Annotated in this window: 26 protein-coding genes; 13 read left to right on the top strand and 13 right to left on the bottom strand. The window is 66.3% G+C overall.

What is annotated here, in order from left to right; genetic code table 11:
- Nucleotides 1–28 precede the first annotated feature (28 nt).
- The 6 genes from rpiA to ACO07J_RS19340 all read left to right on the top strand — a co-directional run bounded on the left by rpiA (nt 29) and on the right by ACO07J_RS19340 (nt 6,529).
- Nucleotides 29–817, top strand: a complete 789-nt coding sequence (gene rpiA, locus ACO07J_RS19315) for a ribose-5-phosphate isomerase RpiA (RefSeq protein ID WP_422031989.1) — start codon at nt 29–31, stop codon at nt 815–817.
- A 12-nt stretch (nt 818–829) separates the two neighbouring features.
- On the top strand, nt 830–2,185 hold the full coding sequence (gene gor, locus ACO07J_RS19320) for a glutathione-disulfide reductase (RefSeq protein WP_422031991.1): 1,356 nt from the start codon (nt 830–832) through the stop codon (nt 2,183–2,185).
- A gap of 69 nt (nt 2,186–2,254) precedes the next feature.
- Nucleotides 2,255–3,418, top strand: coding sequence for an FtsH protease activity modulator HflK (gene hflK, locus ACO07J_RS19325; RefSeq protein ID WP_422031993.1), 1,164 nt, complete (start codon nt 2,255–2,257; stop codon nt 3,416–3,418).
- A complete protein-coding gene (gene hflC / locus ACO07J_RS19330; RefSeq protein WP_422031995.1) occupies nt 3,418–4,689 on the top strand; it encodes a protease modulator HflC in 1,272 nt (423 codons plus the stop codon). Before hflK ends, hflC begins: the two co-directional genes overlap by 1 nt.
- Nucleotides 4,689–4,883, top strand: a complete 195-nt coding sequence (locus ACO07J_RS19335; RefSeq protein ID WP_422033452.1) for a DUF2065 domain-containing protein — start codon at nt 4,689–4,691, stop codon at nt 4,881–4,883. Before hflC ends, ACO07J_RS19335 begins: the two co-directional genes overlap by 1 nt.
- Before the next feature lie 230 nt (nt 4,884–5,113).
- Nucleotides 5,114–6,529 carry a Do family serine endopeptidase gene (locus ACO07J_RS19340; protein WP_422033454.1) on the top strand — a complete coding sequence of 472 codons (1,416 nt, stop codon included), beginning with the start codon at nt 5,114–5,116 and terminating at the stop codon, nt 6,527–6,529.
- A gap of 87 nt (nt 6,530–6,616) precedes the next feature.
- Here ACO07J_RS19340 and ACO07J_RS19345 read toward each other — a convergent pair whose 3' ends face one another.
- From ACO07J_RS19345 to ACO07J_RS19370, 6 genes are all read right to left on the bottom strand, one after another.
- Nucleotides 6,617–7,195, bottom strand: a complete 579-nt coding sequence (locus ACO07J_RS19345) for a GNAT family N-acetyltransferase (RefSeq protein ID WP_422031997.1) — start codon at nt 7,193–7,195, stop codon at nt 6,617–6,619.
- A 189-nt stretch (nt 7,196–7,384) separates the two neighbouring features.
- Entirely contained in the window at nt 7,385–8,671 is a 1,287-nt protein-coding gene (locus tag ACO07J_RS19350) for an ABC transporter substrate-binding protein (RefSeq protein WP_422031999.1), read from the bottom strand.
- 70 nt (nt 8,672–8,741) lie between these two features.
- A complete protein-coding gene (locus ACO07J_RS19355; protein WP_422032001.1) occupies nt 8,742–10,145 on the bottom strand; it encodes a hypothetical protein in 1,404 nt (467 codons plus the stop codon).
- Nucleotides 10,146–10,313: 168 nt separating this feature from the next.
- A complete protein-coding gene (locus ACO07J_RS19360; RefSeq protein ID WP_422032003.1) occupies nt 10,314–10,598 on the bottom strand; it encodes a YrhK family protein in 285 nt (94 codons plus the stop codon).
- Between the two features lie 568 nt (nt 10,599–11,166).
- Entirely contained in the window at nt 11,167–12,240 is a 1,074-nt protein-coding gene (pheS, locus tag ACO07J_RS19365; protein WP_422032005.1) for a phenylalanine--tRNA ligase subunit alpha, read from the bottom strand.
- A gap of 82 nt (nt 12,241–12,322) precedes the next feature.
- Complete coding sequence (locus tag ACO07J_RS19370; RefSeq protein WP_422032007.1) at nt 12,323–13,210, bottom strand: fatty acid desaturase family protein; 888 nt, start codon at nt 13,208–13,210, stop codon at nt 12,323–12,325.
- Between the two features lie 139 nt (nt 13,211–13,349).
- On the opposite strand from ACO07J_RS19370, the gene ACO07J_RS19375 reads away from it, so the two are divergent.
- Complete coding sequence (locus ACO07J_RS19375) at nt 13,350–14,030, top strand: hypothetical protein (protein ID WP_422032009.1); 681 nt, start codon at nt 13,350–13,352, stop codon at nt 14,028–14,030.
- Here ACO07J_RS19375 and ACO07J_RS19380 read toward each other — a convergent pair.
- The 4 genes from ACO07J_RS19380 to ACO07J_RS19395 form a co-directional block, all read right to left on the bottom strand.
- Nucleotides 14,023–14,790, bottom strand: a complete 768-nt coding sequence (locus ACO07J_RS19380; RefSeq protein ID WP_422032011.1) for a MauE/DoxX family redox-associated membrane protein — start codon at nt 14,788–14,790, stop codon at nt 14,023–14,025. The two genes, ACO07J_RS19375 and ACO07J_RS19380, sit on opposite strands and share 8 nt — an antisense overlap.
- Nucleotides 14,791–15,000: 210 nt before the next feature.
- Nucleotides 15,001–15,366 (bottom strand): 50S ribosomal protein L20, encoded by a 366-nt coding sequence (gene rplT / locus ACO07J_RS19385; protein ID WP_300891780.1) that lies wholly within the window; start codon nt 15,364–15,366, stop codon nt 15,001–15,003.
- Between the two features lie 13 nt (nt 15,367–15,379).
- Nucleotides 15,380–15,580: a 50S ribosomal protein L35 gene (gene rpmI / locus ACO07J_RS19390; protein WP_300891778.1), complete on the bottom strand. Its 201-nt coding sequence runs from the start codon at nt 15,578–15,580 to the stop codon at nt 15,380–15,382.
- A 121-nt stretch (nt 15,581–15,701) separates the two neighbouring features.
- Nucleotides 15,702–16,337, bottom strand: coding sequence for a cation transporter (locus tag ACO07J_RS19395; RefSeq protein ID WP_422032014.1), 636 nt, complete (start codon nt 16,335–16,337; stop codon nt 15,702–15,704).
- Nucleotides 16,338–16,409: 72 nt separating this feature from the next.
- Between ACO07J_RS19395 and ACO07J_RS19400 the strand changes: the two genes are divergently transcribed.
- The gene (locus ACO07J_RS19400; protein ID WP_422032016.1) at nt 16,410–16,838 is read left to right on the top strand and encodes a MerR family transcriptional regulator; all 429 of its coding nucleotides are present in this window, start codon (nt 16,410–16,412) and stop codon (nt 16,836–16,838) included.
- A gap of 20 nt (nt 16,839–16,858) precedes the next feature.
- Here ACO07J_RS19400 and ACO07J_RS19405 read toward each other — a convergent pair whose 3' ends face one another.
- Complete coding sequence (locus ACO07J_RS19405) at nt 16,859–17,080, bottom strand: hypothetical protein (RefSeq protein WP_422032018.1); 222 nt, start codon at nt 17,078–17,080, stop codon at nt 16,859–16,861.
- A 47-nt stretch (nt 17,081–17,127) separates the two neighbouring features.
- The gene (gene pyk, locus ACO07J_RS19410; protein WP_422032020.1) at nt 17,128–18,573 is read right to left on the bottom strand and encodes a pyruvate kinase; all 1,446 of its coding nucleotides are present in this window, start codon (nt 18,571–18,573) and stop codon (nt 17,128–17,130) included.
- Nucleotides 18,574–18,765: 192 nt separating this feature from the next.
- On the opposite strand from pyk, the gene ACO07J_RS19415 reads away from it, so the two are divergent.
- The gene (locus ACO07J_RS19415) at nt 18,766–19,506 is read left to right on the top strand and encodes an N-formylglutamate amidohydrolase (protein WP_422032022.1); all 741 of its coding nucleotides are present in this window, start codon (nt 18,766–18,768) and stop codon (nt 19,504–19,506) included.
- 181 nt (nt 19,507–19,687) lie between these two features.
- On the opposite strand, the gene ACO07J_RS19420 is transcribed toward ACO07J_RS19415, so the two are convergent.
- Entirely contained in the window at nt 19,688–20,017 is a 330-nt protein-coding gene (locus ACO07J_RS19420; RefSeq protein ID WP_422032024.1) for a DUF2200 domain-containing protein, read from the bottom strand.
- Nucleotides 20,018–20,160: 143 nt separating this feature from the next.
- Here ACO07J_RS19420 and ACO07J_RS19425 point away from each other — a divergent pair, with 143 nt between their 5' ends.
- Genes ACO07J_RS19425 through ACO07J_RS19440 form a run of 4 tightly spaced genes read left to right on the top strand, consistent with a single transcriptional unit; the run spans nt 20,161 to nt 22,310 of the window.
- On the top strand, nt 20,161–20,502 hold the full coding sequence (locus ACO07J_RS19425) for a 5-carboxymethyl-2-hydroxymuconate isomerase (RefSeq protein ID WP_422032026.1): 342 nt from the start codon (nt 20,161–20,163) through the stop codon (nt 20,500–20,502).
- A 6-nt stretch (nt 20,503–20,508) separates the two neighbouring features.
- On the top strand, nt 20,509–21,600 hold the full coding sequence (locus tag ACO07J_RS19430) for a hypothetical protein (protein ID WP_422032028.1): 1,092 nt from the start codon (nt 20,509–20,511) through the stop codon (nt 21,598–21,600).
- A gap of 10 nt (nt 21,601–21,610) precedes the next feature.
- A complete protein-coding gene (locus ACO07J_RS19435; RefSeq protein ID WP_422032030.1) occupies nt 21,611–21,925 on the top strand; it encodes a DUF1244 domain-containing protein in 315 nt (104 codons plus the stop codon).
- 1 nt (nt 21,926) lies between these two features.
- The gene (locus tag ACO07J_RS19440) at nt 21,927–22,310 is read left to right on the top strand and encodes a DoxX family protein (protein ID WP_422032032.1); all 384 of its coding nucleotides are present in this window, start codon (nt 21,927–21,929) and stop codon (nt 22,308–22,310) included.
- The last annotated feature ends 125 nt before the right edge of the window (nt 22,311–22,435 follow it).

Raw genomic sequence — 22,435 nt, forward strand, 5'->3', positions numbered from 1 at the left:
CGGCCAGAGTGTTCGGGAGTTGCCTGCCATGTCCGGAGAGTTGTCGCCCATCGACAAGGCGAAATTCGTCGCCGCCAAGCGATCCGTCGACTATGTCGAGGACGGCATGCGCGTGGGCCTCGGCACCGGAAGCACCGCGGCGTGGATGGTGCGCTGCCTGGGCGAACTGGTCCGCGACGACGGGCTCAAGATCCGCGGCGTGCCCACCTCCGCCCGCACGGCAGAGCTCGCCCGCGACGTGGGCATCGACGTGGTCAGCCTGGACGAGGCCAAGTGGCTCGACCTCACCATCGACGGCGCCGACGAGTTCGACGGCAACCTCAACCTCATCAAGGGCGGCGGCGGCGCGCTCTTGCAGGAGAAGATCGTCGCCACCGCCTCCGATCAGATGATCGTGATCGCCGATATCGGGAAAGAGGTCGAAACCCTCGGCGCCTTCCCCCTGCCGGTCGAGGTCATCCCCTTCGGCTGGCAGACCACCCGGTCGCTGATCGAGGAGCTTCTGGTCAGCATGGACGTGCTCGGCCGCGACGCCTCGCTCCGGATGAACGGCCGCCACCCCTACATCACCGACGAGGGCAACTACATCATCGACCTCCATCTCGGCCGCATCGGCAACCCGCATCAGCTCGCCATGGTGCTCAACCAGATGCCGGGCGTCGTTGAAAACGGGCTTTTCATGGATATCTGCGACATCGTGATCCTCGGCCACGGCAACGGCAAGGTCGAGACGCGCGATATCAACGAAGGCACGGTGGAAGAAGACCGTCTGGATTTCATGGAATCCGACAATCTCTTCTCCGACCTGCAGGATTAGGACAAAAACGATATGAGCTTCGACTACGATCTCTTCGTGATCGGCGGCGGATCGGGCGGCGTGCGCGCGGCCCGGGTAGCGGCGCAGGGCGGCGCCAAGGTGGCGCTGGCCGAGGAAGACCACTATGGCGGCACCTGCGTGATCCGGGGCTGCGTGCCCAAGAAGCTGATGGTCTTTGCCAGCGAATACCCCGGCCAGATCGAAGACGCACAGGCCTATGGCTGGAAGGTCGAGGCCGGCGCCTTCGACTGGACCGCCTTCAGGACCCGCCTGCATACCGAGCTCGACCGGCTGGAAGGCGTCTATCGCAAGCTGCTCTCCTCCAACGGGGTCGACACCTACGACGCCCGCGCCACGCTCGAGGATGCCCACACCGTCAAGCTGTCGACCGGCGAAACCTTCACCGCCAAGCACATCCTTCTGGCCACCGGCGGCCGCCCGGTCCGCCCCGACCTGCCCGGCGCCGACGAGGGGCTGGTATCGAACGACATCTTCCACCTCGACACGCTGCCGAAATCCATCCTGATCATCGGCGGCGGCTACATCGCCTGCGAGTTCGCCGGCATCCTCAACGGCCTCGGCGTCGAGGTGACGCAGTTCTACCGCGGCGCCCAGATCCTGCGCGGCTTCGACGAGGAGGCGCGCGGCCTGATCGCCGACGAGATGATCGCCGGCGGCATCCACCTGCATCTCGGCACCGACATCAAGCGGGTCGAGAAAACCGGCGACGGCTACCGCGTGACCGGCACCAACGGCACCGAGCACACGTTCGAAAAGATCTTTTTCGCCACGGGTCGCCGGCCCAACACCGACGGCATGGGGCTGGAAGAGGCGGGCGTGAAGCTCGGCCGCAAGGGCGAGGTGCTGGTCGACGAGTACAGCCAGACCAGCGTGCCCTCGATCTATGCCATCGGCGACGTGACCGACCGGGTGAACCTGACCCCCGTGGCGATCCGCGAGGGGATGGCCTTTGTCGAGACGGTGTTCAACGGCAACCCCACCCCGGTCGATCACGAGCTGATCCCGACGGCGATCTTCACCCAGCCCGAGTTCGGCACGGTGGGCCTGTCGGAAGAGGCGGCGCAGGAACAGGAACCGATCGAGGTCTACGCGACCTCGTTCAAGCCCATGCAACAGGCCTTCGCAGGCCGGTCCGACCGGGTGCTGATGAAGCTGATCGTCAGCCAGGCCAGCCGCAAGGTGCTGGGCTGTCACATCGTCGCGCCGGGCGCGGGCGAGATGATCCAGATGGCCGGTATCGCGGTCAAGATGGGCGCCACGAAAGAGGATTTCGACCGCACGGTGGCGGTACATCCCACCATGTCGGAAGAGATCGTGACCATGCGGAGCCCGGCGCGAACCGGTTGATTTTTGCCTGTGAAACCACAGGTTATGAAGTAGCGTTTGGACGGACGCCAAAACAGAGGAAGAGGTTAAATGGCTGGACATTCTGGCGGCCCCTGGGGCGGCGGCGGAAACTCGGGAGGCAACGGCGGAGACGACGACCGTCGCGGCAACCGGGGCGGGCGGCGCCCGCCGGAAGGGGGCTCGCAGATCCCCGAGATCGACGAGCTTGTCAGGAAAGGCCAGGATCAGCTCCGCGTGCTCATGGGCGGCCGCGGCGGTTCGGGCAAGGGCAACGGCACCGGCCCGGGCGGCGGCGCGCCCTTCGGACGCGGCGTTTTCGTCATCGGCGGCCTGATCGCCGTCGTGCTCTGGGCCATGGCCAGCTTCTACACCGTCAAACCCGAAGAGCAGTCGGTCGAGCTGTTCCTCGGCAAGTACTATTCCACCGGCGACCCCGGCCTCAACTTCGCGCCCTGGCCGCTCGTGACCGCCGAGGTGATCAACGTCACCTCCGAGCGCACCGAGAACATCGGCAGCGGTCGCGGCTCGTCTTCGGGCGGCGACGGCCTGATGCTGACCACCGACGCGAACATCGTCGATATCGACTTCCAGGTTGTCTGGAACATCAACGACCCGGCAAAGCTTCTATTCAACATCCGTGATCCGCAACTGACGGTTCAGGCGGTGTCCGAGGCCGTCATGCGCGAGATCATCGCCGCGACCAACCTCGCCCCGATCCTCAACCGCGACCGTGGGATCATCGCCGACACCGCGCGCGAGAATATCCAGGCGACGCTCGACGAATACCAAAGCGGCATCAACATCGTCCGGGTCAACCTCGACACCGCCGACCCGCCGCGCGAGGTGATCGACGCCTTCCGCGAGGTGCAGGCCGCCGAACAGGAACGCGACCGCCTGCAACGCCAGGCCGATGCCTACGCCAACCGCGTTCTGGCCGAGGCCCGCGGTGAAGCCGCGCAAGTGCTCGAACAGGCCGAAGGCTATCGCGCCCGCGTCGTCAACGAAGCCATCGGTGAGGCCAGCCGCTTCATCGCCGTGGCCCAGGAATTCAACCAGGCGCCCGAGGTCACCCAACGCCGCCTCTACCTCGAAACGGTAGAGCGCACGCTCGGCAAGATGGACAAGATCCTGCTCGACGAATCCACCGGTGCCAATGGCGAGGGCGTGCTGCCCTACCTGCCCCTTGACCAATTGCGCCGCCCGCGGCCCGCCGGCAACGAAGGATCGAACTGATGCGCAAATCCGCTTTCTTTCTGCCCATCCTTGCCGTTGCGATCATCGGCATCCTGTCCTCGCTCTACATCGTGGACGAACGTGAAAAGGCCCTTGTCCTGCAATTCGGCCAGATCAAGAAGGTCGTCGATCAGCCGGGCCTCGGCGTAAAGATCCCCCTGATCCAGGAGGTCGTGCGCTACGACCGGCGGATCCTGTCGCTCGATACCGACGCGATCGAGGTCACGCCCTCGGATGACCGCCGGCTCGTGGTCGATGCCTTCACCCGCTACCGGATCGCCGACGTGGTCCAGTTCCGGCAGGCTGTCGGCATCGGCGGCACGCGCGTCGCCGAAGACCGGCTCGCCTCGGTCCTGAACGCCCAGATCCGCGAGGTGCTGGGTGCCGATCAGGTGACATCCGACACGATCCTGTCGCCACAGCGGCGCGACCTTGCCGTCCGCATCCTCGAGCAGGCCCGTGCCAGCGCGGCGGGTCTCGGTCTCGAAATCGTCGACGTGCGGCTGAAGCAGACCAACCTGCCGCAGCAGAACCTCGACGCCACCTTCGCCCGGATGCGGGCCGAGCGGGAACGCGAGGCCGCCGACGAGATCGCCCGCGGTAACGAGGCGGCACAGCGCGTCCGCGCCGCCGCCGACCGGACCGTGGTGGAAACCGTGTCGAACGCCGAACGCGAGGCCGAGATCGCCCGAGGCGAGGCCGATGCCGAACGCAACCGGATCTATGCCGAGGCCTTCGGCAACAACCCGGATTTCTTCGCCTTCTACCGCTCGCTCTCTGCCCTCGAACGGTCGATGAACGAAGAGAATTCGACCATCGTCTTCTCCCCCAACAGCGAGTTCCTCGGCCAGATGTTCGAGGCCGTGCGCGCCGACGGTCTGGGCGAGGTCGCCATCGAGGAGATCGACATGGAACGCCTCCGCGAAATGGCTCCGGAAACCGAGATTTCGCCGGACCTTCCGGAAAGCGAGCGGCGCCGCCTCGAAGAGGACGCCGCCCAGCAGGAAGCCGAGAAGGAGGCCGAAGCGGCCGCGGAAGCCGCGGAAGAGGCGGCCGAGCAGGCCGCCGAGGATCTCGGCGAGGGGGCCGCCGCGGAAGAGGAGGCGGCGGAAGACGACACCGGCGCCACCTCCGACACCGCCACCGAGGAGCCGGAGGCCGACGACACGGCCACCGGTGACACCGCGACGGAGGACCAGGCCGCCGACGACACCGCGACGGACCAGCAGACCGACGCGGAAGACCCGGCCGATGAAGAGGTCACCAATTGATTGCCACGTTCTTTCTGGCCCTCGGGCTGGTACTCGTGGTCGAGGGGCTGGTCTATGCACTGGCCCCTTCGCTTGTCGAGCAACTGCTCGCCGCCCTGCGCGCCCTGCCGCATGACAGCCGTCGCCTGATCGGGCTGGGTTCGATCGCCATCGGGCTGGTGCTGGTATGGTGCGCAAAGATGCTTGGCGCCTGACATGCGCCCTTGCTTTGGCGCTCGCGACAGGTTCACATGGTCGTGACACCGGCTTGCCAAGTTTTGCGTCTCGGGCAACCGTTCATAAATAGAAGTCCAGGACAACAACTGCCCTACCGATGATGACAATCGGATCAACCGGAGGAGAGTTTCCATTGACAGCACAAACCATCGCACAGCAACAGGACGCACGCGGCGCACTGCGGGCCTTCTGGCTGACGGCGCTCGCCATGGGCCTCGTCATCGCCCAGGCCATCGCGGCCCAGGCGCGCCCCGACAGCTTTGCAGATCTCGCCGACACGGTCAGCCCGGCCGTCGTCAACATCACCACCTCGACGGTGGTGGCACAGGGCACCGGGCCTTCGCCCATCGTCCCCGAAGGCTCCCCCTTCGAGGATTTCTTTCGTGAATTCCAGGATCGCAACGGCGACAGCCCGCGCCGCACCTCGGCGCTGGGGTCCGGCTTCGTGATCTCCGAAGACGGCTATGTCGTCACCAACAACCACGTCATCGAAAGCGCCGACGAGGTGATCATCGAATTCTTCTCGGGCGAGGAACTTCCGGCCGAGGTGATCGGCACCGACCCCAAGACCGATATCGCACTGCTGAAGGTCGAGGCCGACAAGCCGCTGCCCTTCGTCAGCTTCGGCGACAGCGACGCGGCCCGCGTCGGCGACTGGGTCGTCGCCATGGGCAACCCGCTGGGTCAGGGCTTCTCGGTATCCGCCGGGATCGTCTCGGCCCGCAACCGGGCGCTGTCGGGCACCTACGATGACTACATCCAGACCGACGCCGCCATCAACCGCGGCAACTCGGGCGGCCCGCTCTTCAACCTCGACGGCCAGGTGATCGGCGTCAACACCGCCATCCTGTCGCCCACCGGCGGCTCGATCGGCATCGGCTTCTCGATGGCCTCCAACGTGGTCACCCGCGTGGTCGATCAGCTCAAGGAGTTCGGCGAAACCCGCCGCGGCTGGCTCGGCGTCCGCATCCAGGACGTGACCGACGACGTGGCCGAGGCCATCGGCCTCGAGAAGGTCGCGGGCGCGCTGGTCACCGACGTGCCCGAGGGCCCCGCCGCCGAGGCGGGCATGGAAGCCGGCGACGTGATCATGTCCTTCGACGGCAAGGATGTCACCGACACCCGCAGCCTCGTCCGCCAGGTCGGCAACAGCCCGGTCGGCAAGACCGTGCGCGTGGTCGTCTTCCGCGACGGCAAGACCAAGACGCTGAAGGTCGAACTTGGCCGCCGTGAAGAGGCCGAGGGCGCCATTCCCGCGGCCCAGCCGGGCGAGGACGAGCCCGACGCCCAGGAAGACGCGGAGAAGACCGTGCTCGGCCTGACCCTCGCGCCGCTCGATGACGAACTGCGCGGGCAGCTCGAGCTTGAGCCCGAAACCAACGGCCTTGTCGTCAAGGACATCGACACGCTGTCCGAGGCCTACGAGAAGGGCATGCGCGCCGGCGACGTGATCACCGAGGCCGGCCAGCAGAAGCTGCGCGCCATCGGCGATTTCGAGGACCGCATCGGCGAGGCCCGCGAGGCCGGGCGCAAGTCGCTCCTGCTTCTCGTCCGCCGCGCCGGCGAGCCGCGCTTCGTGGCCCTGTCGCTGGACGAGGCCGAAAGCGGCGGCAGCAGCGAATAAGCGACGCACTCGACCGTTAGCAAGCAACAGCCCCGGAGGTCTCTCCGGGGCTGTTTTTCGTATCCGGAACCGCCATGGCGCGGCCCGCTACAGCGATTTCATCAGCAGAACCCAGCGCTCGGTCTCGGTGTCCCAGCTTCCCTTTTCGCAGGGCCGCTCCGCCGTCTGCCGGTACCCGTGCCGTTCATATAGCCGCCGCGCCCCGGTATTGTCGCTCGCGACGATCACGCTCATCCGCGGCACCCCCTCCGCCCGGCCGATCTCTTCCGCGATATCCAGCAGTTGCGACCCGAGGCCCTTGCCCCTGTGCTCGGGATAGCAGGCCAGGACATTGACATACCAACTGTCGAGCGCCTCTTTCTCCAGCTCCTGAAGCGGCCGGAAGAGCGGCGGGAAATCCGCGCCGATCGACTCCGGCTCCGGCCCGATCCGGTACCCGGTCAAGCCGGCGACGGCCCCTTGCCCGAAATCCGCGACGACGATCTGCCCCTCGCCCGCCTTCGCGGCCTGCCGGGCACGGCCGATCTCCCACGGATCCTCGCCCGCGCCGGCAAGCCCGGTCCAGATATGCAGCGGCAGGCCCTCGCCGGCGAAGTTCACCAGGTCGGCAAGCTGCGGCGCGTCGCTTTCGCGGGCAAGCCTGAAGGGCGGGTCGAGTTCGATCATGGTGGCCTCCTGCCAGCCTTGCGGGTGCAACGCGGCGCGACAGGAGGGATTCCCTATGCCACCCCACGCAACGCCGCGCTTTCTTGAAAAGAAAGCGGACCGAAATCTTTCAAAGATTTCGCCCACTTGCGCCGATAACCGTCATCGGGGCGCCCCTCGCGGCGCGCCCCGACCCGTTCCGCTACGGCCTCAGAACGACTGCGTCGTGTAATCCACCTCGTCGGGGTACAGCGTGTCCTCGATCGACGTGGTATGCACCCGCTTGAGGAACCCGTCCTCGACCCGGCTGATATACTGGTGCCCGAACACCTGGTGGGTCTTGCCGTTGAACCGCTTCGCCCCCTGCGGATGCTCGTTCGATTCCGGCATGTCGGTCATCGCCTCCACCGCCTCGATCAGCGCGGCACGGTCATCCGGCCCCTTGTAATCGGCGGCCTCCATCCCGGCCTTCAGGATATGCAGCGTCTCCCAGCAGCCGAACATGTGGGCATAGGTCGACACGTCGCTCGCATCGCTCACCGACGCGCCGCGCTCGTCCACGCCCACCTTCTCGCGGAAGAACTTGTCGAACTCGGTCTGGTCCTCCTGCGCGTGGCGCGGGTTACCCTCCCAGAAATAGGTGCCGTCGAGGTACTCGAGGCCGGGGCTCGCCATGTCGACCGCCTCGAGGCTGTCGATGAAGCCGAAGATCTCCGGCCGGCTCGGCCCGAAGAACTCGCCCAGCTCCTTGACGAAGGTCAGCACGGCCGGGCCCACCATCACGTGATACAGAACCTCCGTCTCGCGCGGGATCTTGGGGAAATACTTGGTAAAGCTCGTCTCCGACGGCGGGATGGCGATATGCTCCAGCACCTCGCCGCCCTGCTCCTCGATCGCGGCGGTGAAGAAATCCCGGTGATCGTGGCCAAAGGCGAAGTCGGGGAAGACCATCGTGACCTTCTTGCCCAGGTTCTCCGCCACGTAGGGCGCCATCGCCTGCACCTGGCTTTTCACGTCCGTGATGCCGGGCTGCAGCGTGTACCGGTTGAGCATGCCGCTGGCCACGTGATGGCCCTCGGAGACCACGAAATACGGCAGCTTCAGCTCACCCGCCCGCGGGGCCGAACCGATCACCACGTGGCTGAACAGCGTGCCGAACCCCACGTCACAGCCATGCTGGTTGGCGAATTTCTCCACCACCTCGGCGCCGCGCTTGGGGTCGGTGCCGTCATCCTCGGCGACGATCTCGATCATCCGGCCATTGATCCCGCCATTCTCGTTGATCAGCTTGGCGGCGGCCTGTGTGGTGCGGTCGTACCAGCGGCCATAGGCGGCGCCGATGCCGGTGCGGTGCACCTGAAAGCCCACCTTGATCGGCTCCGATGTCTGCGCCTCGGCGAACCGCGCCCAGAGCGGCAGGCTCGCCGCGCCCGCGGCGCCCCCCGCCAGTGTCTTCAGCGCGCCGCGGCGCGTGGTGCCCTTGATGAGTCTGGTCATTGCAAGCTCTCCCTGTTGCTTGACCCGATCCTGCGAAGCGTCAGCGCGTTTGTCCAGTGTCTTGCGGGGGTCACAGGCCCCGTGGCGAGGCCAGCAGCCACAACCCGAACACCGTGTAGGCAACCATGAACGCCGCCAGCGGTGCCTGCCCCAGCACGGCGCGGCGGGTGCCGGGCGTGTCCTTCAGCGCCAGCGCATGGGCCAGCAGGATGGCGATCACGTGCCCCGCCACCACCACCCCGGCCTGCGTCAGCCAGATCAGCTTGACCGTGCCGGGCGTGTTGAAAAACCCCGTGGTGACATAGAACTCCGCCAGCCCCAGCAGGCTTGCACCGTTGCCCAGCGGGTCGTTCAGCGCCTTCAGCACATATTGCCCGTCGACCAGCAGCGCGGTCAGGTAATGGGCCACGTGATAGGCCAGCGCGATCGGCAGGATCGACGGCGCGAACAGGCAGAACGCCTCTCGCAAAGGCCGCCGCGTCCCCGCCAGCCGCTCCCCCAGCCACAGGCAACCGGCAAACGCCCCGATAAGCGCCAGGTTGCACCCCACCAGCCCCGCCAGCGTCTGCCCGATCACCGCTGACCGGCCGGGAAACTCCAGCGGGTTCACCCCCAACACGCCCATCCACCAGAACGTCTCGTTCAGCCCGTCGAAACTGCCGGTGCCCAGCAGAACCAGCGTGAACACCGCCAGCGCCAGCGGCGGCGCCTTGAGCCGGATCACCTGCCACCCCGGCAGCCCCGCCGCCACCCGGCCCCTGAACCGGCCCAGCACCGCCATCCGCGCATATATCCGCATCAGCACCGTGATCCCTTCGGCCCTTACCATCCAGGCGGGCCCGAACAGCACCAGCCCCAACAGCGCCACGTACCAGTAGGCCCCGGCATAGGCCGCCAGCCGCGCCGGATCGCTCGGCGCCGGATCGGCCAGCAGGAACCCGGCGAAGGCCACGAAGATCCCCACCGCCGGCCAATGCCCCAGCCTCCGCGGATAGCGCCACGGCGCCCGCGCCCCGGTCAGCCGGGCCAGTACCGCCGCCGGCCCCGTCCACGGGTTCGTCCAGCGCCAGTGAGGACCCACCAGCCCCTGCAGCGTGACCAGCCCGATCCACCACACCGTCCAGACGAAAAGCGGCATCGGGTTCACCGACGGATCCCGCGACCCAGTGAACCCGCGCCACACCAGAAAGGCCAGAAGCCCCGCCGTTAGGCAGGAGGTGACATGCCGGAACCCCGCGCTGGCGGGCCACAGCCGCACCGTGCGAAACAGCGCCTCCGCCGCGCCCGGCGGCAACAGCGCCAGCAGCACCACCGTCAGCCCGACACTCGCGCCCCCGGCGGCGATATAGACATCCGTGGGAAGCAGCAGCACGAACCCCTGCTCCGAGGCATGCGCCAGCGCCGCCCCCGCCGACAGCACGACACCCGCAACGACAGCGAGAAAGGCGAGCGCGGATATGGATATTTTAACCAAGAAGAAGCGCAGGCGCGCCCCGGCTTCTTCTGGCCCCAAATATCCCCGCCGGAGGCATCCCGTCACCTGCCCCAAGCGCGCCCGCCGATGGCTCATCCGCCGCTCTCCGCCTGCCTGTCCCGACGCCAGCGTCGGGCGTGGCGCGGGCCAAGTCAAGCGGCGCCGGGGTCAGGGCTGCTCCCCCCGGCGCGCCAGCTCGTCGACCCGGCCCAGCGACAGCAGGTGGATCTCCCGCGCCAGCCGCAGCGTCGGCTTGACGCAGAACAGGACCGAACCCACGACGAAGAACCAGATCGCCACCGTCTCGGTCTCCTTCCAGAAGAACAGCACCGAGCCGATCAGGAAACTCACCGCCGCGCTGAAATCGACGACCGTATGGGCGATCTCGTAGGCGGCATATAGACGTCGGCTGCGCTCGCTTCGCTGCCGGTTCTCATGTCTGAAAAGGGGCATGTGGCGACCTCCGGTTCCGGGACGTTCGCGGGATACCATAAACGCCCCGTTCCGTGTCGCAACCCGACGGCTCATAACGTGGATCGGATGCCGACGCTAAAGGCTTTAAGCTATTTGGGCGCGCCAATCGAGTAGAGCACCCAACTCGTCAAAAGTGCCGCTATTAATGACACTACAATCGTCGGTACATTCTCGACGGTATTGGATACCCAGCGATGTATAACGGGTCGATCGTTTTTCTCTATGAATTCCCATCCTTCCCGTGTGAGTCGAATAATTTCGTCTTCGGTTGGATAGGCTGACTTATCTACACCATGCTTCCAGGTCAGTTCTTTGTATTTCGAGCGCTCCAAGAAACCAAATCGCCAAGCTAGGATCAGATAATCCTCGAATTCTCTGCCCGAAAATGGGTGGGCTGATACCAAGGACCACCGCATCCTATTCGATTTTCGGCTGTGTTTCTCATTGGGCCAACCTTCCAATAAGCCGTTGTACTTCATCCCGTGGATTCCGGCTTCAGCAACGACAGATAGAGCTTGAGCCATAAGCTTACTGTCGTAACTGAAAGTCACCTACTTAACCCGCCATGCAGCGTCGGCACATCCAGGCTCGAAAACCCGTAATGCCGCAACCACCGCAGGTCGGAATCGAAGAACGCCCGCAGATCCGGGATGCCGTACTTCAGCATCGCCAGCCGGTCGATGCCGATGCCGAAGGCGAAGCCCTGCCAGCGGTCGGGGTCGATATTGCCGGCCTGCAGCACCTTGGGGTGCACCATGCCGCTCCCGAGGATCTCCATCCAGTCGTCGCCCTCGCCGATCTTCAGCGTGCCGCCTTCCCATGAACAGCGGATATCGACCTCGGCCGAGGGCTCCGTGAACGGGAAATGCGAGGCGCGGAAGCGCAGCTCGACCGCGTCCACCTCGAAGAACGCCTTCACGAACTCCTCGAGGCACCATTTCAGGTTCGCCATCGAGATATCGGTATCCACCGCCAGCCCCTCGACCTGGTGGAACATCGGCGTGTGCGTCTGGTCGTAATCGGCGCGGTAGACGCGGCCCGGGCAGATCACCCGCAGCGGCGCGCCCTGCAGCTCCATCGACCGGATCTGCACCGGCGAGGTATGGGTGCGCAGCACGTGCGGCGGGCGCTCGTCGCCCTCGGCCCGGTGCATGTAGAACGTGTCCATCTCGGCCCGCGCCGGGTGGTGGCCGGGAATGTTGAGCGCGTCGAAATTGTGCCAGTCGCTCTCGACCTGCGGCCCCTCGGCCACCGAGAACCCCATATCGGCAAAGATCGCCGTCACTTCCTCGGTCACCTGGCTGACCGGGTGGATCGTGCCGCTGCGCCGGGTCCGGCCGGGCAGGGTGACGTCCAGCCACTCGGTCTTCAGCCGCTCGTCCAGCGCCGCATCCGCCAGCGCCGCCTTCTTGGCCGCGAGCGCCGAGTTGATCTCGTCCTTCAGCGCGTTCAGCTTCGGCCCGGCCTCCTGCCGTTCCTCGGGCGTCATCTTGCCCAGCTCGCGCATCTTCAGGCTGACCTCGCCCTTCTTGCCGACGGCCTGCACGCGCAGGTCCTCCAGCGCGGCCTCGTCCTTGGCCCCGGAAATCAGGGAAATATACTTGTCGCGCAGATCGTCCATCGCCGGGCGCCCTTGGTTGTGCTGTCGGCTGTCCTGCTAGCCGGGCGGGGGCCCGAATGCAAGCGGTGGCGGGGCTTTCGCCCTATCGCAGCGCCTTGGCATAGTCGGCCGTGAAGGCCGCGTAGCCCTCCGACGTCACGGCATGGCGGCCCTGCATATGCCCGTGCAGCTCCGGCAGGCGGTGGAAGGGCACGTTGGGCAGGGTGTGATGTTCCACGTGATAGGGCATGTTCCACGCCAGGAACCGGATGATGCGGTTGGTATAGGTGGTGCGCGTGTTCTCGAACATGTTCGCGACGAAGGCACAACGCCCGTGCTCGGCCAGCAGGTAGAGCCGCAGGAAGGGCTGGCCGACAAGGCAGGGCAGCAGCCACACCCAGAAAAGGAGGGGCGTGAACAGAAGGCTCGCCAGCGCCACGGCATAGATCGCCAGCATCCATCGCGCCTCGGCCACCACCCGTGGCCGGGCGCGCTCCGGAATATACGGCCCCGGGTCGCGCCCCAGCGCATTCCGCACCGTCACCCCGATCATCGCTCCCCAGAAGGGCAGGCCCGAGACGTGGCGGATATACTGCCCCCAGGTCTCCGGCTTGCCGCCGCCGATCAGCTCCGGATCCTTGCCGGGGATATTGGTGAACCGATGATGGGCCAGGTGAAAATACCGGAACCACTCGAAGGGCTGCGACAACAGCAGGCCACAGATCCGCCCGACCCATTCGTTGACCCACAACGTCCGAAACGGCGTCTTGTGCGTCGCCTCGTGCTCCAGCGTGAACAGGAAGCAAATCGCGATTCCCTGCGCCACCACCGCCACCGGCCAGAGCCACCAGCCCTGCGCGATCCACACCCCGAACAGCCCGATCAGCCCGAAATGCCCCGCCAGGTGGCGCAGGCCGGGGGCATCCTCGGTCGCGTTCAGGTCGGCCAGCACCTCGCGGGGCAGGGCGGCGGTGAATTGCTTGTGGTCCATGGCGCAGAGCCTATGCAGGCGCCGCCCGCGCGGCAAGGGGCGTCGAAAGACCGCCGGCTCGCGCTTTCGTCGGTTGACACTGTGCGCGCGGATTCTTAGCGCAGCAAGACGACTCTTTTTCTCAAGAAAGGCAGGCCCGATGCGTTCCTTCTCCCCCGCAGACCAGTTCCTCTTCGGCCTGATGAACGCCAGCCTGCTGTTCACCATCGCCTACTGGATCCTCGGCTTCGACCGGCAATTCGCCACCGGCTTCGCCATCGAGGACGGGCCCGTCGAATACGGCACCGCGCTGATGCTGTTCGTCTCGGCGCTGGTGCTGGCCTGGCAGGCGGTACGCCAGGTCCGCAAGGGCCAGGCGCTGGCCGGCGCCTGCTTGACGCTCTACGCGCTGATTTTCGTCTTCGGCACGGGAGAGGAGATTTCCTGGGGCCAGCGCATCTTCGACCTGGAAACGCCCGACTACCTGATGGAGCACAACTACCAGGAGGAGATCACGCTGCACAACATCGTCGTGGGCGGCAAGCAGCTCACCAAGACGGTGTTCGGCGGCGGGCTGACCGTCGCCATCCTGCTCTACCTCCTGGCCCTGCCGGCGCTCTACGGCAAATCCGCCCTAGTCACCCGGCTGGCCGACCGGCTGGCGGTGCCGGTGCCGCTCTGGCGCCACGGGATCATGGGCGTCGTCGCCAGCGTGGTGATGCTGGTGATCGACATCCCCCGGCAGTGGGAGGTTTATGAGCTGGTCTTCAGCCTGCTCACCGTGTCGATCTTCCTCGCCCCCGCGAACCTCGCCTCCTTCGGGCGGCGCGAGGTTACTTGAGCAGCATCCACGCGCCCATCGCGATCATCACCAGGTTCTCGGTCAGCGACACGAAGCCCAGCGGCACGTTGGAATTCCCGCCGACACAGGCGCATTTCAACTCCCGCTTGTCCACGTAAACCGCCTTGAAGACCGAGATTGCGCCCACCGTGCCGATGAACAGCGCCACGGGGGCTGCCAGCCATATGAGCGCCCCGGCGATCATCAAGATCCCCGCCAGCGCCTCACCGAACGGGTAGAGATAGCCGTAAGGCACCCAGCGCCGGGCCAGCAGGTCGTAATTGAGGAACATGGTGGAAAAGCTCTCCACGTCCTGCAGCTTCTGCACCGCCAGCAGGGTCATGGCGGTCGCGGCGAACCATTCCACCGTGCGGATGTCCAGCACCGTGCCCAGCGACGCCCAGGCAATCGCCAGCGCCACCAGCGCCGAGACGGCGAAAATCGCGATCACGGGGGTGTAGGAGGTCTCGCCCTCCTTCGCCACGGAATACCCCAACCGCTCGCGCAACTCCTCGTAGCCGCCGACCCGCTCGCCGCCGATATAGGTCTGCGGCGTGGTCTCGACGCCTTCGCGCTCCATGAAGGCATCCACCTCCTCGCGGCTGGTGAGCAGGTGGTCGTCGACCTCGTAGCCCGACCGCTTCAACAACCAGCGCGACTTCAGCCCGAAGGGACAGAGATGATCCGGCATGTCCATCCGGTAGAGGCTGGCGGTGCGGGCATCGGCGGGGGCGGATATGTCGGCTGTGGCTTCGGTCATGACATGAGAGAAACGTGCCGGCCCTGCGGAGTGTTCCGGGCACGCTCGATTTCAGTCACCCGCCACCCAGTTTCACTTTTCCAAAAATACTCGAATCCCGCCGTCCGCCACGCGCGGGGCGGCCACCATCTTGCCACCCCCCCCAAACAGAAAAACGCCGCCGGCATCCCTGCCCGGCGGCGCTTCATTTTGTCCCTCGGTGCGACTGGCTTACCGTGCCAATGCGCTTTTTGCCTGCTCGACGATCGCGCCGAACGCCGCCGGCTCGTGCACGGCCAGGTCGGCGAGAACCTTGCGGTCCACCTCGACCCCGGCCAGGCTCAGGCCGTTGACGAAGCGCGAATAGGTCAGGCTTTCGTCATGTGCGCGCACTGCCGCGTTGATCCGCTGGATCCACAGCGCACGGAAGTTGCGCTTGCGGTTCTTGCGGTCCCGGGTGGCGTACTGGTTGGCCTTGTCGACAGCCTGTGCCGCCACCTTGAAGGTGTTCTTGCGGCGGCCGTAATAGCCTTTCGCGGCGCTGGTGACTTTCTTGTGACGGGCGTGGGTAACGGTCCCACCTTTAACGCGTGCCATTGATCAGTTCTCCTTAGCGCGAATAGGGCATCATCGGCTTGATGATCTTCTCATCAGCCTTGCTCAGCGTGGTCGTTCCACGCGCGTCGCGGATGAACTTGTTGGTGCGTTTGATCATCCCGTGCTGCTTGCCAGCCTGGGCGCGGATCACCTTTCCGGTGCCGCTGATCTTGAACCGCTTCTTGCAGCTCGACTTGGTCTTCATCTTGGGCATTTCCGGCTCCTTTGTCGGTCGGTTGTTCTACGCGACTCGGCATGCCACTCCGGCCGGCCGCGCTGATGAGCGGGCGATATACGAAGTTCCGACCAGATAAGCAAGGGGGAATCCGGGCGGCTCAGCCGGGCTCGTGCACGTGCCCGGCCTCGTCCCGCCGCTCCTCCAGCGCCTGCCGGATGATCTGCACCGAGGAGGTCAGGAACAGCCCCGCCATGATCCCCGCGACGATCAGGTCGGGCCAGCCGGTCGTGGTGCCCCAGACCCCCAGCGCGGCCAGCATCACCGCCACGTTGCCGATCGCGTCGTTGCGCGAACACAGCCAGACCGAGCGCACGTTGGCGTCGCCGTCCTTGTACTGCATCAAGAGCAGCACGCTCGCCACGTTCGCGGCCAGTGCCATGAACCCCACGACGCCCATGATCCCGGCCTCCGGCACGCCCACCACGAACACCCGGTAGACGGTCGAACCCATCACCCACAGCCCCATCAGCAACAGGCTCACGCCCTTGGCCAGCGCCGCCGTCGTGCGCACCTGCACCGAGGCGCCGATCACCGCCAGCGAAATGCCATAGGTCAGCGCGTCGCCCAGGAAATCCAGCGCGTCCGCCTTCAGCGCCTGCGACTGCGCCATCTGCCCGGCGCCCATCTCCACGGCGAACATCGCCGCGTTGATGGCGATCACCGCCCAGAGCCTGCGTTTATAGGCGTCCGACACCCCGTCGAACTTCGCATCATGTCCACAACAGCCTGCCATGGCCCACCTCGTTGAAATTCCGTTGAGCCCAACCTAATCTCTCTAGGAACTAGAGCTTCAAGAGGTCTTTTCATGTTTTCCATCGGAGAGCTGTCGCGCCGCACCGGGGTCAAGGTGCCCACCATCCGCTATTACGAGGAGATGGGCCTGATCGCCGCCGCCGGGCGCACATCGGGCAACCAGCGGCGCTATGGCCGCGACGAGCTGGAACAGCTGGGTTTCATCCGCCACGCCCGCGACCTCGGCTTTCCGCTCGGCGCCATATCCTCGCTGATCGAGCTGCAGCGCCACCCCGACCGCACCTGCCAGGAAGCCTCGGATATCGCGCAGGCCCAGCTTGAAGACGTGCGCCACAAGATCGCCCGGCTCAGGGCGCTCGAAACCGAACTGGGCCGCATCGTCGACGGCTGCTCGGGAAAGGGCGCGCCGCAGGATTGCTACGTGCTGGCCTCGCTGTCCGATCACGACATGTGCAATATAGAGCACGGCGCCGATCACTAGAGCCGATCATTAGCCGGGCCTCAGATGAACTCCGCCACCACCCGCACGAAGACCTCGGGGATTTCCTGGATCGTGTAGCCGCCCGGCTGTTCGCGGAAAGCCCAGACGATCATGCAGCCCGCGATGATCGCGACCACCGCCGCCACCCGCGGCGTCCGCCGGTCGGCAATGGCCGACAGCATCGACGGGACCGCCAGGACCGCCAGGACGATACCGATGACAAGCAGCAGGTCGGGGCTCACGCGCGGTCCTTCCCTCTCGTTGGGCGGGTCACAGCTTCCGGCTCAGGTTATCCCGGATCGGTGGAATAAATCAAACTCTCCTGACAGGGCGCCACCCGCAGGATGTTGGTGGTCCCCGGCACGTTGAAGGGCACCCCGGCGGTCACCACGATCTGGTCGAGCGGCTGGGCATAGCCCTGTTCGCGCGCCGCCCGCGCGGCGTTCAGCACCGCCTGCTTGAACCGGTCCAGCTGCCCCGTCATCACGCAGTTCACCCCCCAGGTCAGCGCCAGCCGCCGGGCGGTGCCGACAAGGTTGGTCATGGCGATGATCGGCACGCGCGGCCTTTCGCGGGCGGTCAGCAGGGCGGTCGTGCCCGACTGGCTGAAACAGCAGATGGCGACGATATCCGTGGCCTCGGCAATCTCGCGCGCGGCGGCGACGATGCCGTCGGCCACGCTGGTGCGGCTGATCACCCGCGACGCCTCGATGATCTGGGTGTAGGTCGGGTCGTTCTCCACCTCCCGCGCCACGTTGTCCATCGTGGTCACGGCCTCCACCGGATAGCTGCCCGCGGCGCTTTCCGCCGACAGCATCACCGCGTCGGTCCCCTCGTAGATGGCGGCGGCCACGTCCGACACCTCGGCCCGGGTCGGCATCGGGCTCTCGATCATCGATTCGAGCATCTGCGTCGCCACGATCACCGGCTTGGCCTGCGCCCGGCATTTCCGCACCAGCCGCTTCTGGATCGGCGGCACGTTCTGCACCGGCAGCTCGACGCCCAGGTCGCCCCGCGCCACCATGATCCCGTCCGAGGCGGCAAGGATGTTGTCGAACCACTCCACCGCCGAGGGCTTCTCGATCTTCGACAGGATCGCGGCCCGGCCCTTCGCCAGCGCCCGCGCCTCCTCGACATCCGCCGCCCGCTGCACGAAGCTCAGCGCCAGCCAGTCGACGCCCAGCTCGCAGGCGAATTCCAGATCCTCGCGGTCCTTTTCGCTCAGCGCCGCCAGCGGCAGCACCACGTCCGGCACGTTCACCCCCTTGCGGTTGGAAATCGTGCCGCCCACGATCACCTCGGTCTCGGCATAGCCCTCGCCGCACTCCGTCACCTTCAGCCGGATCTTCCCGTCATTGACCAGCAGCGTCGCGCCCGGTTCCAGCGCCTCGAAAATCTCCGGATGCGGCAGGCAGACACGAGTGCCATCCCCCTCCGCCTCGTCAAGGTCCAGCCGGAAGGCGGCGCCGGGCTCCAGCTCCTCCTCGCCCTTCGCGAATTCCCCCACCCGAAGCTTCGGGCCCTGCAAATCGGCCAGGATCCCGATCGGGCTGTTCAGCTCCTCCTCGATCTGCCGGATGATCCGGTGCTTCTCACGGATGCCTTCATGGGTGCCGTGGCTCATGTTCAGCCGGAACACGTCGGCCCCGGCTTCATGCAGGGCGCGGATCATCTCGTAGCTCTCGGACGACGGGCCGAGCGTGGCGACGATCTTGACGTTGCGGTGGCGTCTCATGGGCGGGGTGGTCCTCCGGCTGCTCGTCCGCCCGATCATCATGGCGCGGCGGGGCGTGTCAATGGGCCTGTCGTGAATGGCGGCAGGGCGTACGGATTAGCTGTTATCGCTAACGGGTTTACAGCCGGTTATTACCCAATTCACATCCCCGCGCAACTGTCCTAGAGGGTGGGCAAAGGACATGACACCCCGATGACATACCACCCGTTCGAGATCGAAGGGGCCGACCGCCCTGCGCGCTGGCTCGTGACCTGCGACCATGCCGCCAATACCGTGCCGCCTTTCGTCAATGGCGGCACGCTGGGGCTGGCGCAGGGCGACATGGCCCGCCACATCGCCTATGACGTGGGCGCCCTGGGCGTGGCCTGCGAACTGGCCCGACAGCTCGACGCCCCCTTCATCGCCACCAATTTCTCCCGCCTCGTGATCGACCCCAACCGGGGCGAGGATGACCCGACGCTGCTGATGAAGCTCTATGACGGCACGATCATCCCCGGCAACCGCCACGCCGGGGCGGAAGAGCTGGAGCTGCGCCTCAACCGCTGCTACCGGCCCTATCACACCGCGCTGGCCGAGCTTGCGGCGCGCCGGCCCGATACCGTCATCGTCTCGGTCCACAGCTTCACCCGCCAGCTTCAGGGCCGCCCGCCCCGGCCGTGGCACGTGGGCGTGCTCTACGCCGCCGACGAACGCCTCAGCCGCCCGCTCACGGCCCGCCTGAGGGAAGAGCCCGACCTCTGCATCGGCGAGAACGAACCCTATGGCGGCCACCTCCCCGGCGACGCCATCGCGCGGCACGCCATCGCCTATGAGCGGCCCAACGTCCTCTTGGAAGTCCGCAACGACCTGATCGAGGAAGAGGCCGACCAGGTCGCGTGGGGCAGGCGGCTCGCGCCGATCCTGGAGGAAGCGGCGGAGACGGCGGGAGTATAACGCCGGGCAGCGCCCGTCCGCGGGTGGGCGCTGCTTCAGCTTTGACTGTTGCTTTATGGTGCCGCCCACTTCCAACGTCTGATCAGCATGGCCCCGTCGCAAAAGCGCCCGCCCTCGGGGGCGGACGGGCGCTGCCCGGTGGCGCGCCCTTGGCGCGCCTTTGTTCCGGGCAGGAAACACTTCACCCCGACCGCAAAATCTTCTCCATCGCCTTCCCCTTCGCAAGCTCGTCCACCAGCTTGTCCAGGTACCGGATCTCCCGCATCAGCCGCTCCTCGATCTCCTCGACCCGCACGCCACAGATCACCCCCCTGATCTCGCCCCGCGCCGGGTTCATCTCCGGCGCATCGGCAAAGAACGCCTCGAAATCCCGCCCGTCCTCCAGAACCGCCTCCAACCCCGCCTGATCATACCCGGTCAGCCAGCGGATAATCTCGTCCACCTCCGCCTTGCTCCGGCCCTTCTTCTCGGCCTTGGCCACGTAATGCGGATAGACGCTCGCGAAACTCATCCTGTAAATCTTGTGCCCGGCCATCGACGCCTCCCTGTACGACTGACCCGATCCTACCACATGCCGCCCCCCGGCACAGGCCAACTTTCCGGTTGCACCCCGCGCCCCCGCCCGCCTTTACTCCCCCCAAACAGGAGACCGCCATGCCCCACATCACCATCGAACATTCCAAGGGCCTCGATACTACCCACGACCTGCAGGCCCTCTGCGACACCCTGTGGGAGGCCTTCGCCAACCCCCCCTCCGTCACCGCCCCCGACACCGTCCGCACCCGCACCATCGCCGCCACCGCCTCGCGCATCGGGGTCGAACCGCAAAGCTTCGCCCACGCCACCCTCCTCCTGCTCCCCGGCCGCGACGAGGCCACCCGCGCCGAACTGGCCCAGCTCACCATGGACCACCTGCAAAAACATCTCCCCGACGTCGGCAGCCTCACCGTCCGGCTCGACGACTTGAACCAGCCTTACCTCAAGCGCATGTTGTAACCCGCCTTGTCAGCGCCGCGCCAATATCCCGACGTGTTCCACAAGCACCGCTGGACGGTTCTTCCCGAACCCGTGCAACGCGCAGTCTACGAGATTGGCTGTGCCAGCCGCCGCGACCAGGTCGACCCGGGGCAGATCGACACGTACAGACAAGGCCTTGCCAACCTCACACCCGCGGCTGTGCCGCGCGGAGGCTACGAGATCAGGCGGCTTTACAAGCCGGACGAACCCTGGGTTCGTCCCGTGGATGAAATTCCCAACCAGGCGCCCCCTTGGTACCGCATCGGGCCCGGTGGCGGCGGCTCAGGTGACCGCCATCGCCTCACGCGGTACCCTGACCTTGGCTGGCTCTTCCTCTTCCACGGTGACGGCTATCTCCGCCAGGCAGCGCTTGAAGCGCTCCCCGGCCCGCCGCGGTCGCCCTTCGAATTCGCCGCCATCTGCTATCGCCTGAACGACTGGGTCGAGAACGTGCGTCTTGCGGCAGAGGCCTATGCCGCCCGCGCCTTCCCCGAGACCGACCCGAGTGTCATCGCCGGCGCCGCTCTCTTCCTGCTGGAGATGGAGCCGCACCTGCAACGCTGGTCCGACAGGGGGCAGGGCCTGATGCGTCATGCGCTTGCCCGCCCGGATGTCGCGGCCTCTCTTGCCCAGATACTGGAAACGGCCCTGACCGGCCGCCAGGGCTTTCTCCTGCAACAACTGCTTCGCGACCCGCCGCTAGACACCAGCCTGCATCGCCTCGCCCATCACGCCGCGCATCCGGGCGTGCGCCGCGTCGCCATGACGGCGCTGCTCACCGGCGAGGCGCGCTGGCTCACCGGCCACCGCTTCGAATGGACGGACAAGACGATGGGCCTTCGCAAGCGTATCCCGACCCACGACACCCGTTCCCTCACCGTCGCCCGCGACCTCCCCGCGCTCCTCTCCGCGGCCGCCCATGACCGGTCTCCCAAGGTCCGGGAAGTGGCTGCCGACGGCTTGATTGCCCACCGGGAAAAGGCCACATCCCACATGGACGCCCTTGCCGCACACCTTGCAGAAGACACATCTCCCTCGGTAAGGTCGCGTGCCGCCTTCTACCTGAACCGCCGATAAGGAGACCATCATGGACGACCAGACCCGCATCGAGCTCGAGGCCGCCGCCTTCCGCGCCCTGCGCGAGCACCTGATGGAAAAGCGCACCGACGTGCAGAATATCGACATGATGAACCTCGCCGGGTTCTGCCGGAACTGCCTGTCGCGCTGGTACCAGGAGGCCGCCAACGAGCGCGGCATCGAGATGGGCAAGGAAGAGGCGCGCGAGATCTTCTACGGCATGACGATGGACGAGTGGAAGGCCAACTACCAGACCGATGCCTCGCCCGAGAAGCAGGACGCCTTCAAGACCGCCTTCGCCGAGAACGTGGGCGACAAGGGCTGAGGTGCCGGCCTCCGACACGCTCAACCTCGTCGGCCGGGTGCTGATCGCGCTGCTGTTTCTCGGCGGCGCGGTGCAGAAGCTCTCCGACCCCTCGCAGGTGGTCGGGATGATCACCGGCATCGGCCTGCCCGGCTGGCTCGTCTGGCCGGTCACGGCCTTCAACATCGTCGCCGGCCTCTGCCTCGTGCTGGGGCCTTACGTCCGATGCTGGGCGCTGGTCCTCGCCGCCTATTGCGTGTTCACCAGCTATTTCCACTGGCAGCTCCGCGCGGACCCGTGGCAGGTGACGATCATGGTCAAGAATATCGCCATCGCCGGCGGGTTGCTGATCCTCGCGGCGCAGGGGCCGGGGCGGCTCACCCTCTTCGGCCGGGCGCCCCGCTAGGCCGAATCCCGCATCTTGTGCCTCAACCCACCGCGCGCCACATTCACACCCGCCCGATACCGGCCCCGCACCGACGCGATACCGACGAAATACCGACGTGATACCGACGTCGGAACCCCTTCAAA

The sequence above is a fragment of the Roseovarius sp. genome, assembly GCF_965228755.1.
GTDB lineage: Bacteria > Pseudomonadota > Alphaproteobacteria > Rhodobacterales > Rhodobacteraceae > Roseovarius.

What these genes read in the sequence shown, in the direction of transcription:
- rpiA (WP_422031989.1), top strand. Translation starts at nt 29, where the DNA reads ATGTCCGGAGAGTTGTCGCCCATCGACAAGGCGAAATTCGTCGCCGCC.
- gor (WP_422031991.1), top strand. Translation starts at nt 830, where the DNA reads ATGAGCTTCGACTACGATCTCTTCGTGATCGGCGGCGGATCGGGCGGC.
- hflK (WP_422031993.1), top strand. Translation starts at nt 2,255, where the DNA reads ATGGCTGGACATTCTGGCGGCCCCTGGGGCGGCGGCGGAAACTCGGGA.
- hflC (WP_422031995.1), top strand. Translation starts at nt 3,418, where the DNA reads ATGCGCAAATCCGCTTTCTTTCTGCCCATCCTTGCCGTTGCGATCATC.
- ACO07J_RS19340 (WP_422033454.1), top strand. Translation starts at nt 5,114, where the DNA reads ATGGGCCTCGTCATCGCCCAGGCCATCGCGGCCCAGGCGCGCCCCGAC.
- ACO07J_RS19345 (WP_422031997.1), bottom strand. Translation starts at nt 7,195, where the DNA reads ATGATCGAACTCGACCCGCCCTTCAGGCTTGCCCGCGAAAGCGACGCG.
- ACO07J_RS19350 (WP_422031999.1), bottom strand. Translation starts at nt 8,671, where the DNA reads ATGACCAGACTCATCAAGGGCACCACGCGCCGCGGCGCGCTGAAGACA.
- ACO07J_RS19360 (WP_422032003.1), bottom strand. Translation starts at nt 10,598, where the DNA reads ATGCCCCTTTTCAGACATGAGAACCGGCAGCGAAGCGAGCGCAGCCGA.
- pheS (WP_422032005.1), bottom strand. Translation starts at nt 12,240, where the DNA reads ATGGACGATCTGCGCGACAAGTATATTTCCCTGATTTCCGGGGCCAAG.
- ACO07J_RS19370 (WP_422032007.1), bottom strand. Translation starts at nt 13,210, where the DNA reads ATGGACCACAAGCAATTCACCGCCGCCCTGCCCCGCGAGGTGCTGGCC.
- ACO07J_RS19375 (WP_422032009.1), top strand. Translation starts at nt 13,350, where the DNA reads ATGCGTTCCTTCTCCCCCGCAGACCAGTTCCTCTTCGGCCTGATGAAC.
- ACO07J_RS19380 (WP_422032011.1), bottom strand. Translation starts at nt 14,790, where the DNA reads ATGACCGAAGCCACAGCCGACATATCCGCCCCCGCCGATGCCCGCACC.
- rplT (WP_300891780.1), bottom strand. Translation starts at nt 15,366, where the DNA reads ATGGCACGCGTTAAAGGTGGGACCGTTACCCACGCCCGTCACAAGAAA.
- rpmI (WP_300891778.1), bottom strand. Translation starts at nt 15,580, where the DNA reads ATGCCCAAGATGAAGACCAAGTCGAGCTGCAAGAAGCGGTTCAAGATC.
- ACO07J_RS19395 (WP_422032014.1), bottom strand. Translation starts at nt 16,337, where the DNA reads ATGGCAGGCTGTTGTGGACATGATGCGAAGTTCGACGGGGTGTCGGAC.
- ACO07J_RS19400 (WP_422032016.1), top strand. Translation starts at nt 16,410, where the DNA reads ATGTTTTCCATCGGAGAGCTGTCGCGCCGCACCGGGGTCAAGGTGCCC.
- pyk (WP_422032020.1), bottom strand. Translation starts at nt 18,573, where the DNA reads ATGAGACGCCACCGCAACGTCAAGATCGTCGCCACGCTCGGCCCGTCG.
- ACO07J_RS19415 (WP_422032022.1), top strand. Translation starts at nt 18,766, where the DNA reads ATGACATACCACCCGTTCGAGATCGAAGGGGCCGACCGCCCTGCGCGC.
- ACO07J_RS19420 (WP_422032024.1), bottom strand. Translation starts at nt 20,017, where the DNA reads ATGAGTTTCGCGAGCGTCTATCCGCATTACGTGGCCAAGGCCGAGAAG.
- ACO07J_RS19425 (WP_422032026.1), top strand. Translation starts at nt 20,161, where the DNA reads ATGCCCCACATCACCATCGAACATTCCAAGGGCCTCGATACTACCCAC.
- ACO07J_RS19435 (WP_422032030.1), top strand. Translation starts at nt 21,611, where the DNA reads ATGGACGACCAGACCCGCATCGAGCTCGAGGCCGCCGCCTTCCGCGCC.